18 protein-coding genes are annotated in these 15,583 nt (G+C 74.1%); 6 read left to right on the plus strand and 12 right to left on the minus strand.

The window, feature by feature from the left end; translation table 11 throughout:
• Positions 1 to 8 precede the first annotated feature (8 nt).
• A complete protein-coding gene (locus tag AB0C17_RS08750) occupies positions 9 to 596 on the minus strand; it encodes a general stress protein (RefSeq protein ID WP_184684403.1) in 588 nt (195 codons plus the stop codon).
• Positions 597 to 707: 111 nt separating this feature from the next.
• On the opposite strand from AB0C17_RS08750, the gene AB0C17_RS08755 reads away from it, so the two are divergent.
• Together AB0C17_RS08755 and AB0C17_RS08760 are read left to right on the plus strand one after the other, a co-directional pair.
• Positions 708 to 2,525, plus strand: coding sequence for a glycoside hydrolase family 15 protein (locus tag AB0C17_RS08755; protein WP_357477575.1), 1,818 nt, complete (start codon positions 708 to 710; stop codon positions 2,523 to 2,525).
• An 84-nt stretch (positions 2,526 to 2,609) separates the two neighbouring features.
• The gene (locus AB0C17_RS08760) at positions 2,610 to 3,110 is read left to right on the plus strand and encodes a YfcE family phosphodiesterase (RefSeq protein WP_357477579.1); all 501 of its coding nucleotides are present in this window, start codon (positions 2,610 to 2,612) and stop codon (positions 3,108 to 3,110) included.
• Between the two features lie 2 nt (positions 3,111 to 3,112).
• On the opposite strand, the gene AB0C17_RS08765 is transcribed toward AB0C17_RS08760, so the two are convergent.
• Positions 3,113 to 3,337: a DUF3072 domain-containing protein gene (locus tag AB0C17_RS08765; RefSeq protein WP_357387024.1), complete on the minus strand. Its 225-nt coding sequence runs from the start codon at positions 3,335 to 3,337 to the stop codon at positions 3,113 to 3,115.
• 101 nt (positions 3,338 to 3,438) lie between these two features.
• On the opposite strand from AB0C17_RS08765, the gene AB0C17_RS08770 reads away from it, so the two are divergent.
• Complete coding sequence (locus AB0C17_RS08770; RefSeq protein ID WP_357477847.1) at positions 3,439 to 4,377, plus strand: FAD-dependent oxidoreductase; 939 nt, start codon at positions 3,439 to 3,441, stop codon at positions 4,375 to 4,377.
• Between the two features lie 24 nt (positions 4,378 to 4,401).
• Here AB0C17_RS08770 and AB0C17_RS08775 read toward each other — a convergent pair whose 3' ends face one another.
• From AB0C17_RS08775 to AB0C17_RS08785, 3 genes are all read right to left on the minus strand, one after another.
• Positions 4,402 to 5,691, minus strand: coding sequence for a cation:proton antiporter (locus AB0C17_RS08775; protein ID WP_357477582.1), 1,290 nt, complete (start codon positions 5,689 to 5,691; stop codon positions 4,402 to 4,404).
• A 101-nt stretch (positions 5,692 to 5,792) separates the two neighbouring features.
• The gene (locus AB0C17_RS08780) at positions 5,793 to 6,470 is read right to left on the minus strand and encodes an HAD family hydrolase (RefSeq protein WP_357477584.1); all 678 of its coding nucleotides are present in this window, start codon (positions 6,468 to 6,470) and stop codon (positions 5,793 to 5,795) included.
• A gap of 9 nt (positions 6,471 to 6,479) precedes the next feature.
• Complete coding sequence (locus tag AB0C17_RS08785; protein ID WP_357477587.1) at positions 6,480 to 8,633, minus strand: SpoIIE family protein phosphatase; 2,154 nt, start codon at positions 8,631 to 8,633, stop codon at positions 6,480 to 6,482.
• 200 nt (positions 8,634 to 8,833) lie between these two features.
• Here AB0C17_RS08785 and AB0C17_RS08790 point away from each other — a divergent pair, with 200 nt between their 5' ends.
• Positions 8,834 to 9,694 carry a hypothetical protein gene (locus AB0C17_RS08790; protein WP_357477589.1) on the plus strand — a complete coding sequence of 287 codons (861 nt, stop codon included), beginning with the start codon at positions 8,834 to 8,836 and terminating at the stop codon, positions 9,692 to 9,694.
• Between the two features lie 60 nt (positions 9,695 to 9,754).
• Here the strand turns inward: AB0C17_RS08790 and AB0C17_RS08795 are convergent, their stop codons facing one another.
• Positions 9,755 to 10,123, minus strand: coding sequence for a DUF6401 family natural product biosynthesis protein (locus AB0C17_RS08795; RefSeq protein WP_357469284.1), 369 nt, complete (start codon positions 10,121 to 10,123; stop codon positions 9,755 to 9,757).
• A gap of 162 nt (positions 10,124 to 10,285) precedes the next feature.
• Here AB0C17_RS08795 and AB0C17_RS08800 point away from each other — a divergent pair, with 162 nt between their 5' ends.
• Positions 10,286 to 10,732, plus strand: a complete 447-nt coding sequence (locus tag AB0C17_RS08800; RefSeq protein WP_357477592.1) for a hypothetical protein — start codon at positions 10,286 to 10,288, stop codon at positions 10,730 to 10,732.
• Position 10,733: 1 nt separating this feature from the next.
• On the opposite strand, the gene AB0C17_RS08805 is transcribed toward AB0C17_RS08800, so the two are convergent.
• The 5 genes from AB0C17_RS08805 to AB0C17_RS08825 all read right to left on the minus strand — a co-directional run bounded on the left by AB0C17_RS08805 (position 10,734) and on the right by AB0C17_RS08825 (position 13,495).
• Positions 10,734 to 10,946, minus strand: coding sequence for a hypothetical protein (locus AB0C17_RS08805; protein ID WP_357387036.1), 213 nt, complete (start codon positions 10,944 to 10,946; stop codon positions 10,734 to 10,736).
• Positions 10,947 to 11,111: 165 nt separating this feature from the next.
• Complete coding sequence (locus AB0C17_RS08810) at positions 11,112 to 11,375, minus strand: hypothetical protein (RefSeq protein ID WP_030270328.1); 264 nt, start codon at positions 11,373 to 11,375, stop codon at positions 11,112 to 11,114.
• 100 nt (positions 11,376 to 11,475) lie between these two features.
• Positions 11,476 to 11,937: an SRPBCC family protein gene (locus tag AB0C17_RS08815; protein ID WP_357387038.1), complete on the minus strand. Its 462-nt coding sequence runs from the start codon at positions 11,935 to 11,937 to the stop codon at positions 11,476 to 11,478.
• Positions 11,938 to 11,992: 55 nt separating this feature from the next.
• Positions 11,993 to 12,409, minus strand: a complete 417-nt coding sequence (locus tag AB0C17_RS08820; RefSeq protein ID WP_354867132.1) for a DUF2795 domain-containing protein — start codon at positions 12,407 to 12,409, stop codon at positions 11,993 to 11,995.
• A gap of 57 nt (positions 12,410 to 12,466) precedes the next feature.
• On the minus strand, positions 12,467 to 13,495 hold the full coding sequence (locus AB0C17_RS08825) for a YihY/virulence factor BrkB family protein (protein WP_357469277.1): 1,029 nt from the start codon (positions 13,493 to 13,495) through the stop codon (positions 12,467 to 12,469).
• Positions 13,496 to 13,633: 138 nt separating this feature from the next.
• Between AB0C17_RS08825 and AB0C17_RS08830 the strand changes: the two genes are divergently transcribed.
• Positions 13,634 to 14,038, plus strand: coding sequence for a ChaB family protein (locus tag AB0C17_RS08830; protein ID WP_357469274.1), 405 nt, complete (start codon positions 13,634 to 13,636; stop codon positions 14,036 to 14,038).
• Between the two features lie 59 nt (positions 14,039 to 14,097).
• Here the strand turns inward: AB0C17_RS08830 and AB0C17_RS08835 are convergent, their stop codons facing one another.
• Positions 14,098 to 15,531: an aldehyde dehydrogenase family protein gene (locus AB0C17_RS08835; RefSeq protein WP_357477595.1), complete on the minus strand. Its 1,434-nt coding sequence runs from the start codon at positions 15,529 to 15,531 to the stop codon at positions 14,098 to 14,100.
• Positions 15,532 to 15,583 lie beyond the last annotated feature (52 nt).

A 15,583-nucleotide genomic window follows, 5' to 3' on the forward strand; every position in this document is an offset into this window, starting at 1 on the left:
TACCCGCGTCAGCGGGCGGTCGCGCCGGTCGGTGTCAGGTGCATCCGGCTGAGCAGCTGCTGGGCCTGACCGGCCAGATCCGCGTCCACAGTGACCGCGTACTGGGCGGCCCGCAGCGAACTGGCCGACGTGAAGTCACGCTGCCCACCGCTCATGGCGTGCGCGACGGCGCCGAACACGGCACCCCAGATCGCGCCGATCACCAGCCCGACCAGGATCACCGCCAGCCAGTTGCCGGCGGTGAAGATGCCGAACAGCAACCCGATGAACAAACCGAACCAGGCACCGGTGCCGGCGCCCAACAGGGCCGCCCGGCCCGTGGTGAGCCGTCCCATCACGGTCTCCACGAGCGTGAGGTCCGTGCCGACGATCGAGGTACGTTCCACCGGGAACCGGTTGTCGGCCAGATAGTCCACCACGCGCTGGGCGGACGGATAGTCCGGGTACGAGCCGATCGTGACGGTCGCCGAACCGGCCTGTGGGCCGTGCCCGTCCCCGCTCGGCGGCGTCGGGCGACCGCCCGGGCCGGACGGGAGGTTGTCGCTGCCCGGCATTCCGGGTTGCCAGGCCGCGGTCGGAGTCGAGGGTCTGGTCATGAGCATCCTCCTTCGTCAACCCGCCGCGTTCCCGCCGCCGGGCAGCGGTAACGCGCCGGGCCGGACCGATGTGGCGAGGCATGCCGGTGCCCGGGCCGGGTAGCCACACCCGTGCCGACCCGACACATCAGCGAGCACGGCTTCCTCGCCGACGGGCGCAGCGCGGCGCTTGTCGACAGCGACGGCTCGGTCAACTGGTGGTGCCCGCCCCGGTTCGACGCGCCGTCGGTGTTCGGGCGGCTGCTCGACGCCGACGCCGGGCACTGGAGCATCCGCCCGGAGGGCGCGGCCACCAGCAGCCGGTCGTACCTGGACGACACGCTGGTGCTGCGTACCGTCTTCACCACCGCGACCGGCACGGTGGCCGTCACCGACGCCCTGGCGCTGGAGCCCGGCGCGCGTGGTCACGAGATCGGGATGCGCTCGCCGCGGGTGCTCGCCCGGCTGGTCGAGGGGCTCACCGGCGAGGTGCGGATGCGTGTGGAATACGCGCCGCGATTCGAGTACGGCCGGGTCGGCGCCTACCTCACCGAGCACGACGGGGTGGTGGCCGCCACCGCCGGGGCCTGCCGCCTGGAGCTGCGCGCCGACGTCCCGCTGACCATCGCCGAAGGGGCTGCCGCCGGACGGTTCACCGCCCGCGCCGGCAGCGCTCACCGCTTCACCCTCGGGTACGCCCCGACGTACGCCGGGGGGCGACCGGCGCTGCCCGACGCCGCCGAGGTGGTGGCCGAGACGGTCGCCGGCTGGCGGTCCTGGTCGGCGCTGCACGACTACCAGGGCGAGTACCGCGACGAGGTGCGGCGCAGCGCGCTCGCCGTGCAGGGCATGACGTACGCGCCGAGCGGCGCCGTCGTCGCGGCGGCCACCACCTCGCTGCCGGAGAGGCTCGGCGGCGACCGCAACTACGACTACCGCTACGTGTGGCTGCGCGACTTCAGCCTCACGCTCCAGGCCCTCTGGCGGGCCGCCTGCCCGGACGAGGCGGACCGGCAGTTCACCTGGGTGGCGCGGGCGATGGGCCGGATCGGCGACGAACCGGTGCCGATCATGTACGGCGTCGAGGGGGAGCGGGACCTGACCGAGCACGACCTCGACCACCTGGCCGGGTACGAGCACAGCCGCCCGGTGCTGGTCGGCAACGACGCCTGGCGGCAGCGGCAGAACGACGTGCTGGGCGAGGTGCTCGACGCCGCCTGGCTGATGCGGTATTACCTCGATCCGATGTCACCAGAGGTGCGTGACCTGCTGCGGACTCTCGCCGACCAGGCCGAGCGCGGCTGGCACCGGCCCGACGCGGGGATGTGGGAGGGGCGTGGTCCGCAGCGGCACTACGTGTCGTCGAAGGTGGAGTGCTGGACCGCGCTGGACCGGGCGGTCCGGTTCGGTTCCCGCATCGGCGAGCCCGCCGACGTGGCGCGCTGGGCCGCCGCGCGCGACGAGATCCGGGCGGCCGTGCTCACCCACGGCTGGAACGAGCGCGTCGGTGCGTACACCGGGGCGTTCGGTGCCGACGACCTGGACGCCTCGGTGCTGGTCATGCCGCTGGTCGGTTTCCTGCCGGCGAGCGATCCGCGGATGCGCGCCACGATGGACGTGCTGGAGCGGCGGCTGTCCCGCGACGGGCTGCTGCGCCGCTGGGACGGCGACCCGGCCGGGTTCGTGATCTGCTCGTTCTGGCTGGCCGCCTGCCTGGCCGAGGCGGGGGAGCTGGACCGGGCCCGGCGGCTGTTCGAGCGCCTCGCCGCCCGCACCAACGACCTCGGCCTCTACGCCGAGCAGATCGACCAGGACACCGGCGAGCAGGTGGGCAACTTCCCGCAGGCGTACTCGCACATCGGCCTGATCATCGCCGCCGGCCGCATCACCGACGCCGCCGCCCGCGCCCCCTCCGCCCGCCACCCCGCTACCGCTTCGCGTCGATCATGAGGTTGACGGCGAAGTCGATCTCCCTGAGTGCCGCCAAGTTCATGATCGACGCGGCGAAGAGGGCGGGTGGGGGAGGATGAGGGAGTGGATCTGGTCTTGATGGCGGACACGCATGTGCCGAAGCGGGCGCGGGACCTTCCGGCGGCGCTGTGGGCGGCCGTCGAGGCCGCGGACGTGGTGGTGCACGCCGGGGACTGGGTTGACGTGGCGCTGCTGGACGCACTGGAGGAGCGGTCGCGCCGCCTGATCGCCGTGTACGGCAACAACGACGGGCCGGAGCTGCGCGCCCGGCTGCCCGAGGTGGCCCGGGTCGACCTGGACGGCCTGCGCGTCGCCGTGGTGCACGAGACCGGCCCGAAGACCCGCCGCGAGGAACGCTGCGCCGCCGCGTACGGCGACTGCGACCTGCTCGTCTTCGGACACTCGCACATCCCCTGGGACAGCGTCGCCCCGGGCGGCCTGCGCCTGCTCAACCCCGGCTCACCCACCGACCGGCGGGCACAGCCGTACGCCACCTACCTGACCGCCCGGGTGGCGGCGGGGCGGCTCGACCGGGTCGAGCTGCACCGCCTGCCCCCACGTTGACCTCAGCGGCCCCGGCCGGTCTCCGCCTGGAGCTCGTCGATCCGCCGGGACGCCTCGGCCTTGGTCAGGCCCTCCGGCACCGGCTCGCCCGCCTCCTGGGCCAGGGTGTGCAGATACGACTCCTGGGCGGCGGTGGGCGGCTCGTCGCCGGTGACCCAGTCGTCCGGGTCCTTGACGGCGGCGTCCGGGTTCACGTTCCTGCCGCTGGCGTTGTCGCGGTCGGCCATGCTGATCACCTCTCCTCGAACAGGTGTACCACTACCCCCGGTCGGGCGGGTTCATGCCGCCCGCCGCCTACGATCACCTGGTGACGGCGGACCGGGCGGGCGTGGTGGTGGTCGGTGCGGGCATCGCCGGGGTGGCCTGCGCGACCGAGCTGGCGCGGGCCGGCATCCCGGTGCGGGTACGCGAACGCGCCCGGGTCACCGGCGGGCGGATGGCCAGCAAGCGCTTCGACGGCCGTCCCGCCGACCTGGGCGCCGCGTACTTCACCGTGGACGATCCGGACTTCGCCGCCGTGGCGGACCGGTGGCGAGCCGCCGGGCTGGCCCGGGAGTGGACCGACACGCTCGTCGCGTACGGGCCGGGCGGCCGCGAGCGGGTCAGCGGCCCGATGCGCTGGGCCGCCCCGCGCGGGCTGCGCTCGCTCGTCGAGCACCTCGCCGCCGACCTGCCGGTGACGCACGAACGGCTGGTGACGCGCGTCGAGCCGGGCCCCCGGGTGGACGGCGTCGAGGCGGAGGCGGTCGTGCTGGCCATGCCCGGCCCGCAGGCCGCGCCGCTGCTGGACCCGGCCCTGGCCGACGCCACCCGGGCGGTGGCCGCGCAGCGCTGGTCGTCGGCGCTGACCGGGGTGCTGCGGTACCCGGCCCGCCGCTGGGCGGACTTCCACGGCGCGTTCGTCAACGACCACCCCGTGCTCAGCCTGGTCTGTGACGACGGCGACCGGCGTGGCGACGCCGCCCCGGTGCTCGTCGCGCACACCACCGCCGGGTTCGCCGCCGGGCACCTGCGCCAGCCCGCCGCCGCCGGCCCGGCGATCGAGCAGGCGGTCCGCGACCTGCTCGGACTGCCCGAGCCGGCCGCGTCGACACACGTGCACCGCTGGACGTACGCGACACCTGCCGCGCAGTCCGGGAGCGCCACGTACCACCTGGACGACGACGGGATCGGGCTGGCCGGCGACGCGTTCGGCCGGCCGCGCGCGCAGACCGCCTGGCGTTCCGGCCGGGACCTGGGCCGCGCGCTCGCCGCCCGGCTGGGCTGATCCAGGCCACAACTCGACGCGTGCTCAGCCGGTGGCGGCCACCGGTTGCGCCGCCGAGCCGGCCCGCGCGCCCTCGCCGGTGCGTTCGCCCGCCCGGTCCAGCAACTGCATGACCGGTGTCGCGGCGATGCCGTGCGCCACCACCGACACCACCACCACGAGACCGACTGTGGCCCAGACCAGATCCGCCTGCGGGAAGTCGGTCTTGCTGGTGGCGTACGCCAGGTAGTAGAACGAGCCGACGCCGCGGATGCCGAACAGCGCGATCACCCAGTGCTCGGCCGGCTTGCCCGGCGCCCCGCGCAGTGACAGCCACCCGGCCAGCGGCCGGATCACCAGCACCAGGGCCAGCCCGGCCAGCGCCGCCGGCCAGGTCAGCGGCGCGAGCAGCCCGCCGATCACCGCCCCGCCGAACAGCAGCAGCAGCAGCACCGTGAGCAGCCGCTCCACCTGCTCGGCGAAGTCGTGCAGCACGGAGTGGAACTCGTGCGTGCGCTCGGCGGCCCGGATCGCCCGGGCGGCCACGAACACGGCCAGGAAGCCGTACCCGCCGATCACCTCGACCAGCCCGTACGCCAGGAACGTCGCGGCCAGCGCGAGGAACCCTTCGGAGTGCCGGGCCAGCCGCAGCTTGCTCGGGGCGCGGAAGAACAGCTTGCCGAGCAGCCAGCCGACGAGCAGCCCGCCACCCACCCCGGCGGCGAGCTTGTAGAGCACGTCCACCGCGAACCACTCGGCCAGCCAGCCGGACGGCGCGAGCCCGGTGGTGGCGATCGCGATGGCCGCGTACACGAACGGGAAGGCGAGCCCGTCGTTCAGGCCCGCCTCCGAGGTGAGCGCGAAGCGCACCTCGTCCTCCGAGTCCTCCACATCGGTCGGTTCGCCCACCTGCACGTCCGAGGCGAGCACCGGGTCGGTGGGGGCGAGCGCCGCGCCGAGCAGCAGCGCCGCGGCCGGCACCAGGCCGGCCCACCACCACCCGAGCAGCGCCACCGCGGCGATGCACAGCGGCATGGCGATCGCCAGCAGCCGCCAGGTCGACGACCAGCGGGACCAGCTCAACGGACGGTCGATCTTCAGGCCGGCGCCCATCAGCGCGACGATCACACCGACCTCGGTGAGGTGGGTGGTCAGTTCCGGCCAGCGCAGCGGGTCCGGTGTGGGCAGGCCGGTGGGCAGCACGAACACGAGCATGCCGAGCCCGAGGAACGCGATCGGCATCGACAGTGGCCGTCGCTCCAGCACGCGGGGCAGCACCCCGGCCAGCAGCGCACCGACGCCCAGCAGAGCGAACGCGACATCCACCGGTTCCACGACACCACCCTTCCGTCGCCCGGCGGCCGGGCGGTGGAGTCCAGCAGTGCCCCGAAGCGGGTCCGGCTAAGCCTGCGCGCGCCGGCCGGTTGAGCCGCCCGTCAGCCGAGCGACGCGATGGCGCTGTCACCCAGCGCGCCCAGCAGCGCGGCCGGGTCCTCGTACACCGCCACCGCGCCCGCGCCGGCCAGTTCGGCGCGGCCGGTGCCGCCGCAGGTCAGCCCGATGCAGGGGATGTCGAGCTTGCCGGCGGCGGCCACGTCCCAGACCGAGTCGCCGACGAACACCACCCGCTCGGCGGCCAGGCCGGACTGCTCCAGCGCGGCGACCAGGATGTCCGGTGCCGGCTTGCTCTCCTGCGCGTCGGCCGACGAGGTGACCGAGTCGATCACGTCGTCCGCGTCCAGCGCCGCCCGCAGCGCTGTCACCTCGTGCTCGGCGGCCGAGGTGGCGAGCACCACCCGCAGCCCGCGCTCCGCGCAGGCGCGCAGCAGCTCACGGGCGCCCGGCAGCGGCGCCAGCCGCTCCCAGTACTCGGCGTAGAGCGCGTCGTGCGCGTCGCGCAGCCTGCCGTCGGCGCTCCGGTCCCGCTCGGCGCCGAGCAGGTGGTCGAGGAGCTTGTCCGAGCCCATGCCGATGGACCTGTGGATCCGCGCCATCGGCACCCGGTGGTCGCCCTGGCGCAGCGCCTCCCACCAGCTCACCGTGTGCAGGTACGTCGTATCGACCAGGGTGCCGTCCACGTCGAAGAGGACACCGCGTCGCTTGTCGTCGGCCATGTCCGGCTCCTACCCGGCCGCAGCGTCGCCGACGCGCGACTCACCCGGCGGAATGAGGATCTCGAACCAGACCGTCGAGCCGCGTACGGTCGGGTCGGTGCCCCAGGCGTCGCTCAGCTCCTCGATCAGGCCGAGCCCGCGGCCCCGGCTGCTGAGCGTGTCGGTCTGCGCCCGGGTGACCTGACCCCGGGTGCCCGAGTCGGCCACCGACACCAGCAGCCGCTCGGCGGACAGGTCGACCTCGACCCGGGCGGCCGTGCCGGCGTGCAGCAACGCGTTGGTGGTCAGCTCGCTGGTGCACAGCACCGCGGCGCCGATCACCGCCTCCGGCACCCGCCACTCGCCCAGCTGCGCGGTCATCCAGTGCCGGACCCGGCTCGGCGCGGTCGGCTCGGCCGGCACCTCCATGCTCGCCGACCGGCTGGGGCGCACCGCGTACTCCACCGCGAGCACCGCCACGTCGTCCTCGGTGGCGCCCGGCACCGACGCGGACGCCACCGCGCACAGCGCGCGCGGGTCACCGCCTGCCGCCCCGGTCACCGCCGCGCCCAGCCCGGCCATCCCGGCCGCGAGGTCCTGCCAGCGCCGCTCCACCACGCCGTCGCTGTAGAGCAGCAGGGTGTCGCCGGGACGGAACGGCACGGTGGCGGTACGCGCACGCCCGCCCAGACCCAGCGGAGGGGCGGGCGGCACGTCGACGAACTCGGCCGCCGCCGCGTCGGGTCCGGCGCGCCGGATCAGCGGCGCGGGATGACCGGCGCTCGCGAGCGTGATCAGCTCCCGGTCCGCCTCGACCACGCCGAAGATCACCGTCACGAACAGCTCCTGGGTGCCGCCCTCGACGCCGAGGCTGCTGACCAGCCGGTCCAGTCCGTCGAGCACCGCGTCCGGGCGGGAGTCGACGAGGGCGAGCGCGCGCAGCGCGGCGCGTACCTGGCCCATCCGGGCGGCGGCCTGCACGTCGTGTCCGGCCACGTCGCCCAGCACCACGCCCAGCGCGCCGGTGGGCAGCAGGAACGCGTCGTAGAAGTCGCCGCCCGCGGCGTTGCCGTCCACGCCCGGGTCGTACCGCGCGGCGATGCGCAGCCGGGGCAGGTCCGGCAGCCGTTCCGGGAGCATGCTGCGTTGCAGCATCTGGGCGGTGCCGTGCTGGGTCTCGAACCGGCGGGCCCGCTCGGCGGCCTGGCCGACCAGCTCCGCGGACGCGGTCAGCAGCGCCCGTTCCGCTGGGGACCAGGGGCGCGGCGCCCGGTAGCCGACGGTCAGCGAACCCCGGACCACAGTCGTCCGCAGCGGCAGCGCCGCGAGCGCGCGGATCTTCTCGTCGTGCCGGTCCGCCGCGACACCGCGCAGCGGCTGCCCGTCGGCGGTGAACGAGGCCACGCCACTGCGCGCGGACACCACCGCCGGCAGCGCCGACTCGGCGGACATCCGCCGCCACAGCGGGGGCAGCCGCTCGTCGGCCTCGTCGAGCAGCTCGCCGCGGATGCGGCGGACCAGCCGCCACGCGCTGCCCTCGTCCACCGCGAACGACACCCGGTCGGCGTCGAAGGTGTGCAGGCAGTAGCGCAGCGTCACCCGCGCCACGTCGTCGAGTGTGAGCGTGCCGGCCAGCGCCGCCGCGAAGTCGCTCAGGCTCTGCAACTGCTGGGTCAGCTGGGTGGTCTGCGCCGAGACGGTGAGCACGCCGACGATGCGGCCGCCGGAGTCGCGGACCGGGCAGTGGCCCCTGGTGAACACGGCCGGCTCGGCCGGGCCCTGCCGGTCGGCCGGCAGCACCGCCTCCCGTTGCAGGAACGGCTCGCCGTGCCGGTAGACCCGTTCCAGCGCCTCGCCCGCGCCCGGGTCGCGCCACACCTCGGCGAACGCCTCGGCCGCCGGCCGGCCCAGCGCGTCCGGGTGCCGGTCGCCGATCAGCTCGGCGTACCCGTCGTTGTAGAAGACCACCAGGTCGTCGCCGAGGAGCAGGGCCATCGGCACCGGGGAGGCGAGCACCACGTCGGCCACCGCGCGGACCGCGGGATCCCAGGTGTCCGGGGGCCCCAGCGACGTGCCGGCCCAGGGGTGAACGGCACCGGCCGCCGGCCCGCCGACGACGGGATCGGTGGGCGCTCCCGGTGCGGGGGCGGACGGAGTGGGAACCCGACCGACGGTGCCTGGCATGACCGCAGCCTAACCGGCGCGTGGCCAGCTGGTTCCGATCATGTGTCCGTGGCGGACGCGGGCACCCGACGACGCGGATGTTCGAGCAGGTCAGGGCCGGTTAGGCAGGCCATGTCGGGAAATTGCCCCGGTCCGGCCCGGCGTGCTGCCCAGGCCATCGGGTATGCGGGCGGCGCAGTTCACGCGACAGGAGGGACATCATGCCGAAAACCCTCGCGGTCGGTCAGGTCGACATCAGTGCGGCCTGGACCGACTTCTGGAGGTCGGTGCTGCTCTTCGTACCGCGGGCGATCGCGTTCATCGCGATCCTCGTCGTGGGTTGGCTCATCGCCCGAGCCGTCCTCAAAATCGTGGACGCGGCACTGGAACGGGTCGGGTTCGACCGCGCCGTGGAACGCGGCGGTGTCAAACGGGCCCTGGAGCGCACCAAGTACGACGCCAGCGACATCCTGGCCAAACTGGCCTACTACGCGGTCCTGTTGTTCACCCTGCAGTTCGCCTTCGGGGTGTGGGGGCCAAACGCGATCAGCGACCTGATTCGCGGGGTGGTGTCCTGGCTGCCGCGGGCCTTCGTGGCGATCGTGATCGTGGTGATCGCCGCCGCCATCGCCAACGCCGTCCGGGACCTGGTCTCCGGCGCGCTCGGCGGGCTCTCGTACGGCCGGGTGCTGGCCGACGTGACGGCGATCTTCATCCTGGCGCTCGGCATCATCGCCGCGCTGAACCAGGTGGGCATCGCCACCACGGTGACCACACCGGTGCTTGTGGCGTTCCTCGCCACAGTGGCCGGCATCCTGATCGTGGGTGTCGGTGGTGGTCTGGTCAAGCCGATGCAGGACCGCTGGGACGGCTGGCTGCACCGGGCCGCCGAGGAGTCCCGGGCGATCCGGCAGCAGCGGCAGGCGCAGCAGGCCGGCCGCGGCGACTACGAGCGGCGGATGGCCGACCGGGGCGGGCAACCGGCACCGGCGTCGCCGCAGTCGTCCATGTCGGGGGCGGGCACATACCGCTCCGGCGAGGCAGGGGACGAGACGCAGCAGTTCCGCCGGCCGAACGGCTGACGGCAACGGGTGACGGGGTGTCCGCGGGGCGATCGCGGGCGCCCCGTAGCCGTGCCCGGGTCAGGCCAGGTGGCGCGGGTCCAGCCCGCGGGCCAGCAGGCAGACCGCGAGCAGGCGGGTGAGCATCCAGTCCGGCTCGGACCAGTCCACCTCCGCCCCGGCCGGCGGCGTCCAGCCGTGCTCGGCCGCCGCCTCGCGCAGCCCGTCGACGTACCCGGCCAGCGCCGCGACGGTGAGCGGCCGGCGGTCGCCGTCGAGGCTGTCGCGTACCCCGGCGGCGTGCTGGTCGACCTCGGCGAGCAGCCCGGGGTTCGCGTGGGCCGCGGCGAGGCCGGCGGTGCCGACGGCGGCGGTGAGCGTGGTGAGGGTCGTCCGCGCGGCCACGGCCGCAGAGCGGCGGGTCGCGACCCGGTTCTTCGGCGCGCGCATGGTGTCCGAGGCTAACGCCGCCCACCGGGGGCCGACCTCGGCCGAGCGGCGGATGCCCGGATCGTCCGGGGGAGCGGCCGCCTCCTCCGCCAGGGTTGAGTCGCCCGTGCGGGGGCAGAAGTCCGATACGCAGACCACGCGATCGGGTCACGGAGGGACAGGATGGGACAACGGGCCGACGGACCGGACCGGGCGCACCGGCGCCCGGAGGGAGTGAGTGACGCCACCGTCGAGGCGCTGGGCAAGCTCAGCGAGGCCCTGGAGTGCGTCGAGCGGGCCCGGGGCCACCTGTACGAGCTGCACCAGCTCATCGGCCACGCCGACCTGATGCTCGACGACGCGGTGGAGATGTTCCGCTCCGCCGGCCACCCGGCGATCGCCGAGCGGATCGACAGGGAACTGCTCGGCCGCAACGTCATCGCCGGACGGTGGACGTTCCAGATCGTCGAGGACTTCGACGACGGGTACTACGCGCTCTTCCGGGAGCTGGACCGGCGGGCCCGCGACGAGCTGGTCGAGGGCCGGCGGCACCTCTACGAGGCGGAGATGAAGGAGCGCCGCCGCAGCCGGGGGGTGCCGGGGCACGAGGCGCGCCCCGGCGGAGGCTGACTCAGTCGGAGGCGCGGGCGTCGGCCGGGCGGCGGCGGGCGCCGTCGTCGGCGATGATCACGGTCGCTACCATCAGCGCCACCACCAGGCTGAACAGCCAGGAGCTGTCGTCGGTGAACCGGGCCGAGACCGGAGCCTGGATCGCGGCGAGCAGGAAGCCCAGCCAGGCGAGCTTGCGCTGACGGTTGGAGAGAAAACCGGAGCCCTGTTGCATCCCGAAAGTCTTGCGCGCATCGAGGTGAGTGCCGTCAGCCGTTCGGCCGATTCTGGATGGGCTGTCCGTTTTCCCGACCGTCCGTACCGCACTTTATGTCGCTTCGGCCGAGCATGAATCCGGCGGCTGCGGGCACCGGCACGGGTGCCCGCAGTCACCCGGGGATCACATGCTGTCGGGGCCGGTCCGCCCGATCGTCGACGGCCGGTAGGCCCGGTCCGCATCGGTCATCTCACGCCGCTCGGCCTCCGGGCCGGCACCCCGGTCCACCGCCTCCGGGCCGTGGCCGAACGCGGCCTCCTCGCCGGCGTCGTTGGCGGTGACGTCGTCGCCCTGGCCGTCCGTGGCCGACCGGGCGATGGCCTGGTCCAGCTCATGCAGGGGAGTACGGTCCTCGTCGCGCCACACGTGGCGGTCGTTGTCGGTCATTACCCTGCGGTACCCGGACCGGATGATCGCAAACGGCCGGGCACGGCGATGGCCGCCGGCGGTGCCGGCGGCCATCGGAGACTCGGTACGGGGAGGGTGCTCAGGGGGTGGGGCGGTCGACGGCGCCGCGCCAGGCGCCCGTCTCCTGACCGCGCCGCTCGATGAACTGCTTGAACCGCTCCAGGTCGCCCTTGGCGCGCCGGTCGACCACGCCCAGCTTGTCGCCGGCCTGCTCGACCACGCCGTGCGGCTCGAACTCCATCTGGAGCGTGACCCGGGTGTGCCCCTCGTCGAGGCGGTGGAAGGTCACCACGCCCGCCTGCTGGGTGCCCCCGGTGGAGCGCCAGGCCACCCGCTCGTCCGGCAACTGCTCGGTGATCTCGGCGTCGAACTCGCGCTTCACGCCCGCGATCTCGACCGTCCAGTGGGTCATCCTGTCCGAGAGCTGCCGGACCTCCTGCACACCCTCCATGAAGTGCGGGAACTCCTCGAACTGGGTCCACTGGTCGTACGCGGTCCGGATCGGGACCTTCACGTCCACATGCTCGGTAACGCCACTCATGTCGGGGTTCCTCCTGTTCCGCCGGTGTCTCGTCGCGGGCCGTGGGCCGGCCCGCTCACCAGCGCGTCGTCTCGTTCCGGTGCCCGAGTGCGGCCCACACCTCGGAGATCGTCTGGTAGGTGGTGCCCTCGGGCAGGGTCTCCAGGGCGGCGACGATGTCCGTCGGCGCCTCGTTCTCCAGCGCGTTGGCAAGCAGCGCCTCCCGGTCGCCGGGCAGGGCGGTCATCGTGATGAACCGCCCCAGGCGGCTGCGCGCCTCGACGTCCTCGGAGCTCATGCCCTGCGGCGCGCCGCTGCGCAGCTCCCCGGCCGGCGCCGTGGTGGCCTCCGGCTGGTCCTCGCCGGCCGGCTCGGGGATCCGGAACTCCTCGGCCCGGGAACCGCCGGTGCCGGCGCTCTGGACGAGACCGCTGACCTCACTGCTCATCTGGTCGTCGACCCTGGGCGAGTGCTTGCTGCTGCCACGTTCCATGCCTTGGGAGATGCCCCCGAGGGCCGCCGGTAAACCGGCGCCGGCCGGGGGAGCCGGTCATCCGGGCGGCAACCGGTCGGCGGTCTTTTCGTTGTCCGCGTTCTCCTTGTCCTCGTCGGCCGGGGCGCGCGGCGGCAGCACCGGGTCGTCCGGCTCCTCGATCCCGGCCTGCATCGCCCGCCCGCGCTGCAGCTCCGCGTTCACCTGCACGCCGAGCATCAACGCGCAGTTGGACAGGTAGAGCCACACCAGGAACGCGATGACCGCGCCGAGACTGCCGTACGTGACGTCGTACGAGCCGAAGTTGGCCACGTACAGGCCGAAGCCGAAGGAGACGAGCACCCAGGCCACGAGCGCCAGCGCGCCACCCGGGGTGAGCCAGCGGAACCGCGGCTGGCGGACGTTCGGCGCGATCCAGAACAGCAGCGACAGCAAGGTCATCGCGACCACCGCGAGCAGCGGCCACTTCGCCACCGACCACGTGGTCCGGGCCACCGCCCCGGCGTGCAGCAGGTCACCCACCGCGTCGGTGACCGGGCCGCTGACGATCAGCCCGGTGGCCACCACCGCCAGCAGCACGATCGTCACCGCGGCCATGCCGATCTGCAACGGGCGCAGCCGGTAGAACGGCCGCCCCTCCCGCACCCCGTAGATCGCGTTCGAGGCCCGGGTGAACGCGCCGATGAACCCGGACGCGGACCAGAGCGCGCCGAGCAGGCCGAAGCTCAGCAGCACCTTCGCCGAGCCCTGCTGTTCGACCACGTTGCGCACCACACCGACGAACGCGTCGTTGCCGACCACCGAACCGGCGCCGATTTCCCGGGCCAGGTCGATCACGGTGTCGACGGTGCGTGGGCCGTCGGAGACCAGTCCGACCAGCGCCACCACCACGATCGTGGACGGGAACAGCGCCAGCACCCCGTAGTAGGTGAGCGCCGCCGCCCAGTCCGCGCAGTTGTCAGTGACGAAACCCTTGCCGCTGCGCATCAGCACGCCGCGCCAGGTGCGCCAGTTGAGCTGGCGGATCCGCCGGGGGAAGCGGGATCGCGTCCGGCCGCCGACCGTCTGTGGTGTGGTCACGGTCATGTCCGCCTCCTCCAGGCCCCGCCACCGGGCGTGGGCGGGCGGTACCCGCCGGTGGAAATCGACAAACCGGGTGCCGGTTTGCCCGCCGGGCGGGAGGGAACCACACCAGACAGCCGATCGATACTCCAGGAGGACGAGATGCCCGGGCGCGAGGTACTGCCCAGCACGCTGCGGCGCTCGCCGGCGAAGGCGCAGCGGACCTGGGAGAAGACGCACGACTCGGCGGTCGAGACCTACGGCGAGGGGGAGCGGGCGCACCGCACCGCCTTCGCCGCGGTCAAGCACGAGTTCGAGAAGGTGGGCGACCACTGGGAGCCCAAGGGCCGCAAGGGCCCCAGCGACAGGCAGGCCGAGGGCGGCGGCCCGGCCCGGCGCGCGCCGACGGCCGGCGGGGTGGACGCCAACGCCACCAAGGACCACCTCATGGAGGTGGCGAAGAAACTGGACGTGCGCGGCCGGTCCCGGATGACGAAGCCGGAACTGGTCAAGGCCATCGAGAAGGCCAACAACAACGCGACCCGCAAGGCCCGCGGGGGTCGCTGACCCCTTTGGGTACGCGTCGAGCCCGGGACCGCCTCGGTCCCGGGCTCATTCGTGCCGTCTCACCAGTGGCCGCCGCCCGGCGCCTCCAGGTGTACCGCCTTGACGGCGCTGAACTCGTCCAGCAGCTCCGGGCCGTACCCGAAGCCCTGGCCGCTGCCCCGGCGCGGCTGGGCCGCGCCGCCCGGCGCCCCGCCGAACACCGAATTGATCTTCACGGTGCCGACCGGCAGCTCCCGCCAGGCGCGCTGGGCGTGGCTCATGGAACCGGTCAGGACGGTGGCGGCCAGGCCGTACGGCGAGTCGGCCGCGCAGCGCAGGCCCTCGCTGAACGAGTCGACCACCACCACGGGGGCGACCGGCCCGAACGTCTCCTCCCGGACCAGCGCCATGTCGTGGCGGCAGCCCTCGACCACGGTGGCCGGATAGAACGCGCCGGGGCCGTCGGGCAGCACGCCGCCGGCGCGTACCCGGGCCCCGTCCGCCACCGCCGCGGTGACCTGCCCGTGCACGTGGTCCCGGTGCCGCCTGTCGACAAGCGGCGCGAGCTGCGTGCCCGGATCGCGGCCGGGGCCCACGGTCAGGGCCTCGGCGCGTGCCACGAGCGCGTCGGTGAAGCCCTCGGCGACGTCGCGGTGCACGTAGATCCGCTCCACCGCCACGCAGATCTGCCCGGCGTTGGCGAAACAACCGAGCGCCGCCTGCTCGGCCGCCCAGATCGGGTCGACGTCCGCGTCCACCACCAGCGGATCGCTCCCGCCGTTCTCCAGCAGCACCTTCGCGCCGGTCCGCCCGCCCGCGACGGCGATCGCCCGGCCGGTGGCGGTGGAGCCCACGTGGGCGATCACGTCCAGTTCCTGCCCGGCCAGCGCGGCGCCGACCTCGCCGCCGCCGGTGAGCAGCGACAGCACCCCGGCCGGCAACGCCGAGTCCAGCGCGCGGGCCAGCAGCCACCCGGTGGCGGGGGTCCGCTCGCTCGGCTTGTACACCACCACGTTGCCGGTGACCAGGGCCGCGCCGAGCAGGCCGCAGGACACCGCCACCGGGTCGTTCCACGGGGTGATCGCGGCGACCACGCCGCGCGGCTCGGGAGCCATGAAGTCCAGTGCGTCGTGCGCGCCGTGCAGGGTCCGGCCGCCGCGTACCGGGGCGAGTTCGGCGTACTGTCGCAGCGTGCCGATGCCCGCCGCCACCCCGCCCCGCGCGTCATCGAGGGGCTTGCCCATCTCCGCCGTGGTCGCGTCGGTCAGTTCCCCGGCCGCCGCCTCGACCGCGTCCGCCGCACGGTGCAGCGCCGCGGCCCGTTCCGCGGGGGCGGTCGCCGCCCACTCCGCCGCCACGCCCCGGGCCGCCTCCACCGCCTTGGCCACCTCGTCGGCGGTGGCGACCGGCGCCCGGGTCACCGGCGACCCGTCCGCCGGATCGTGGACGACCAGCTCACCGCCCTCGCCGCCGGCGCCCCACACTCCACCAATGAGCTGCGCAACCGTGTACATGCGGCCGTGCTTGCCCCGGCATGGGCAGGGCAAACGCGTTTCGCCCGGTGAC

Source organism: Micromonospora sp. NPDC048887 (assembly GCF_040649715.1).
GTDB lineage: Bacteria > Actinomycetota > Actinomycetes > Mycobacteriales > Micromonosporaceae > Micromonospora.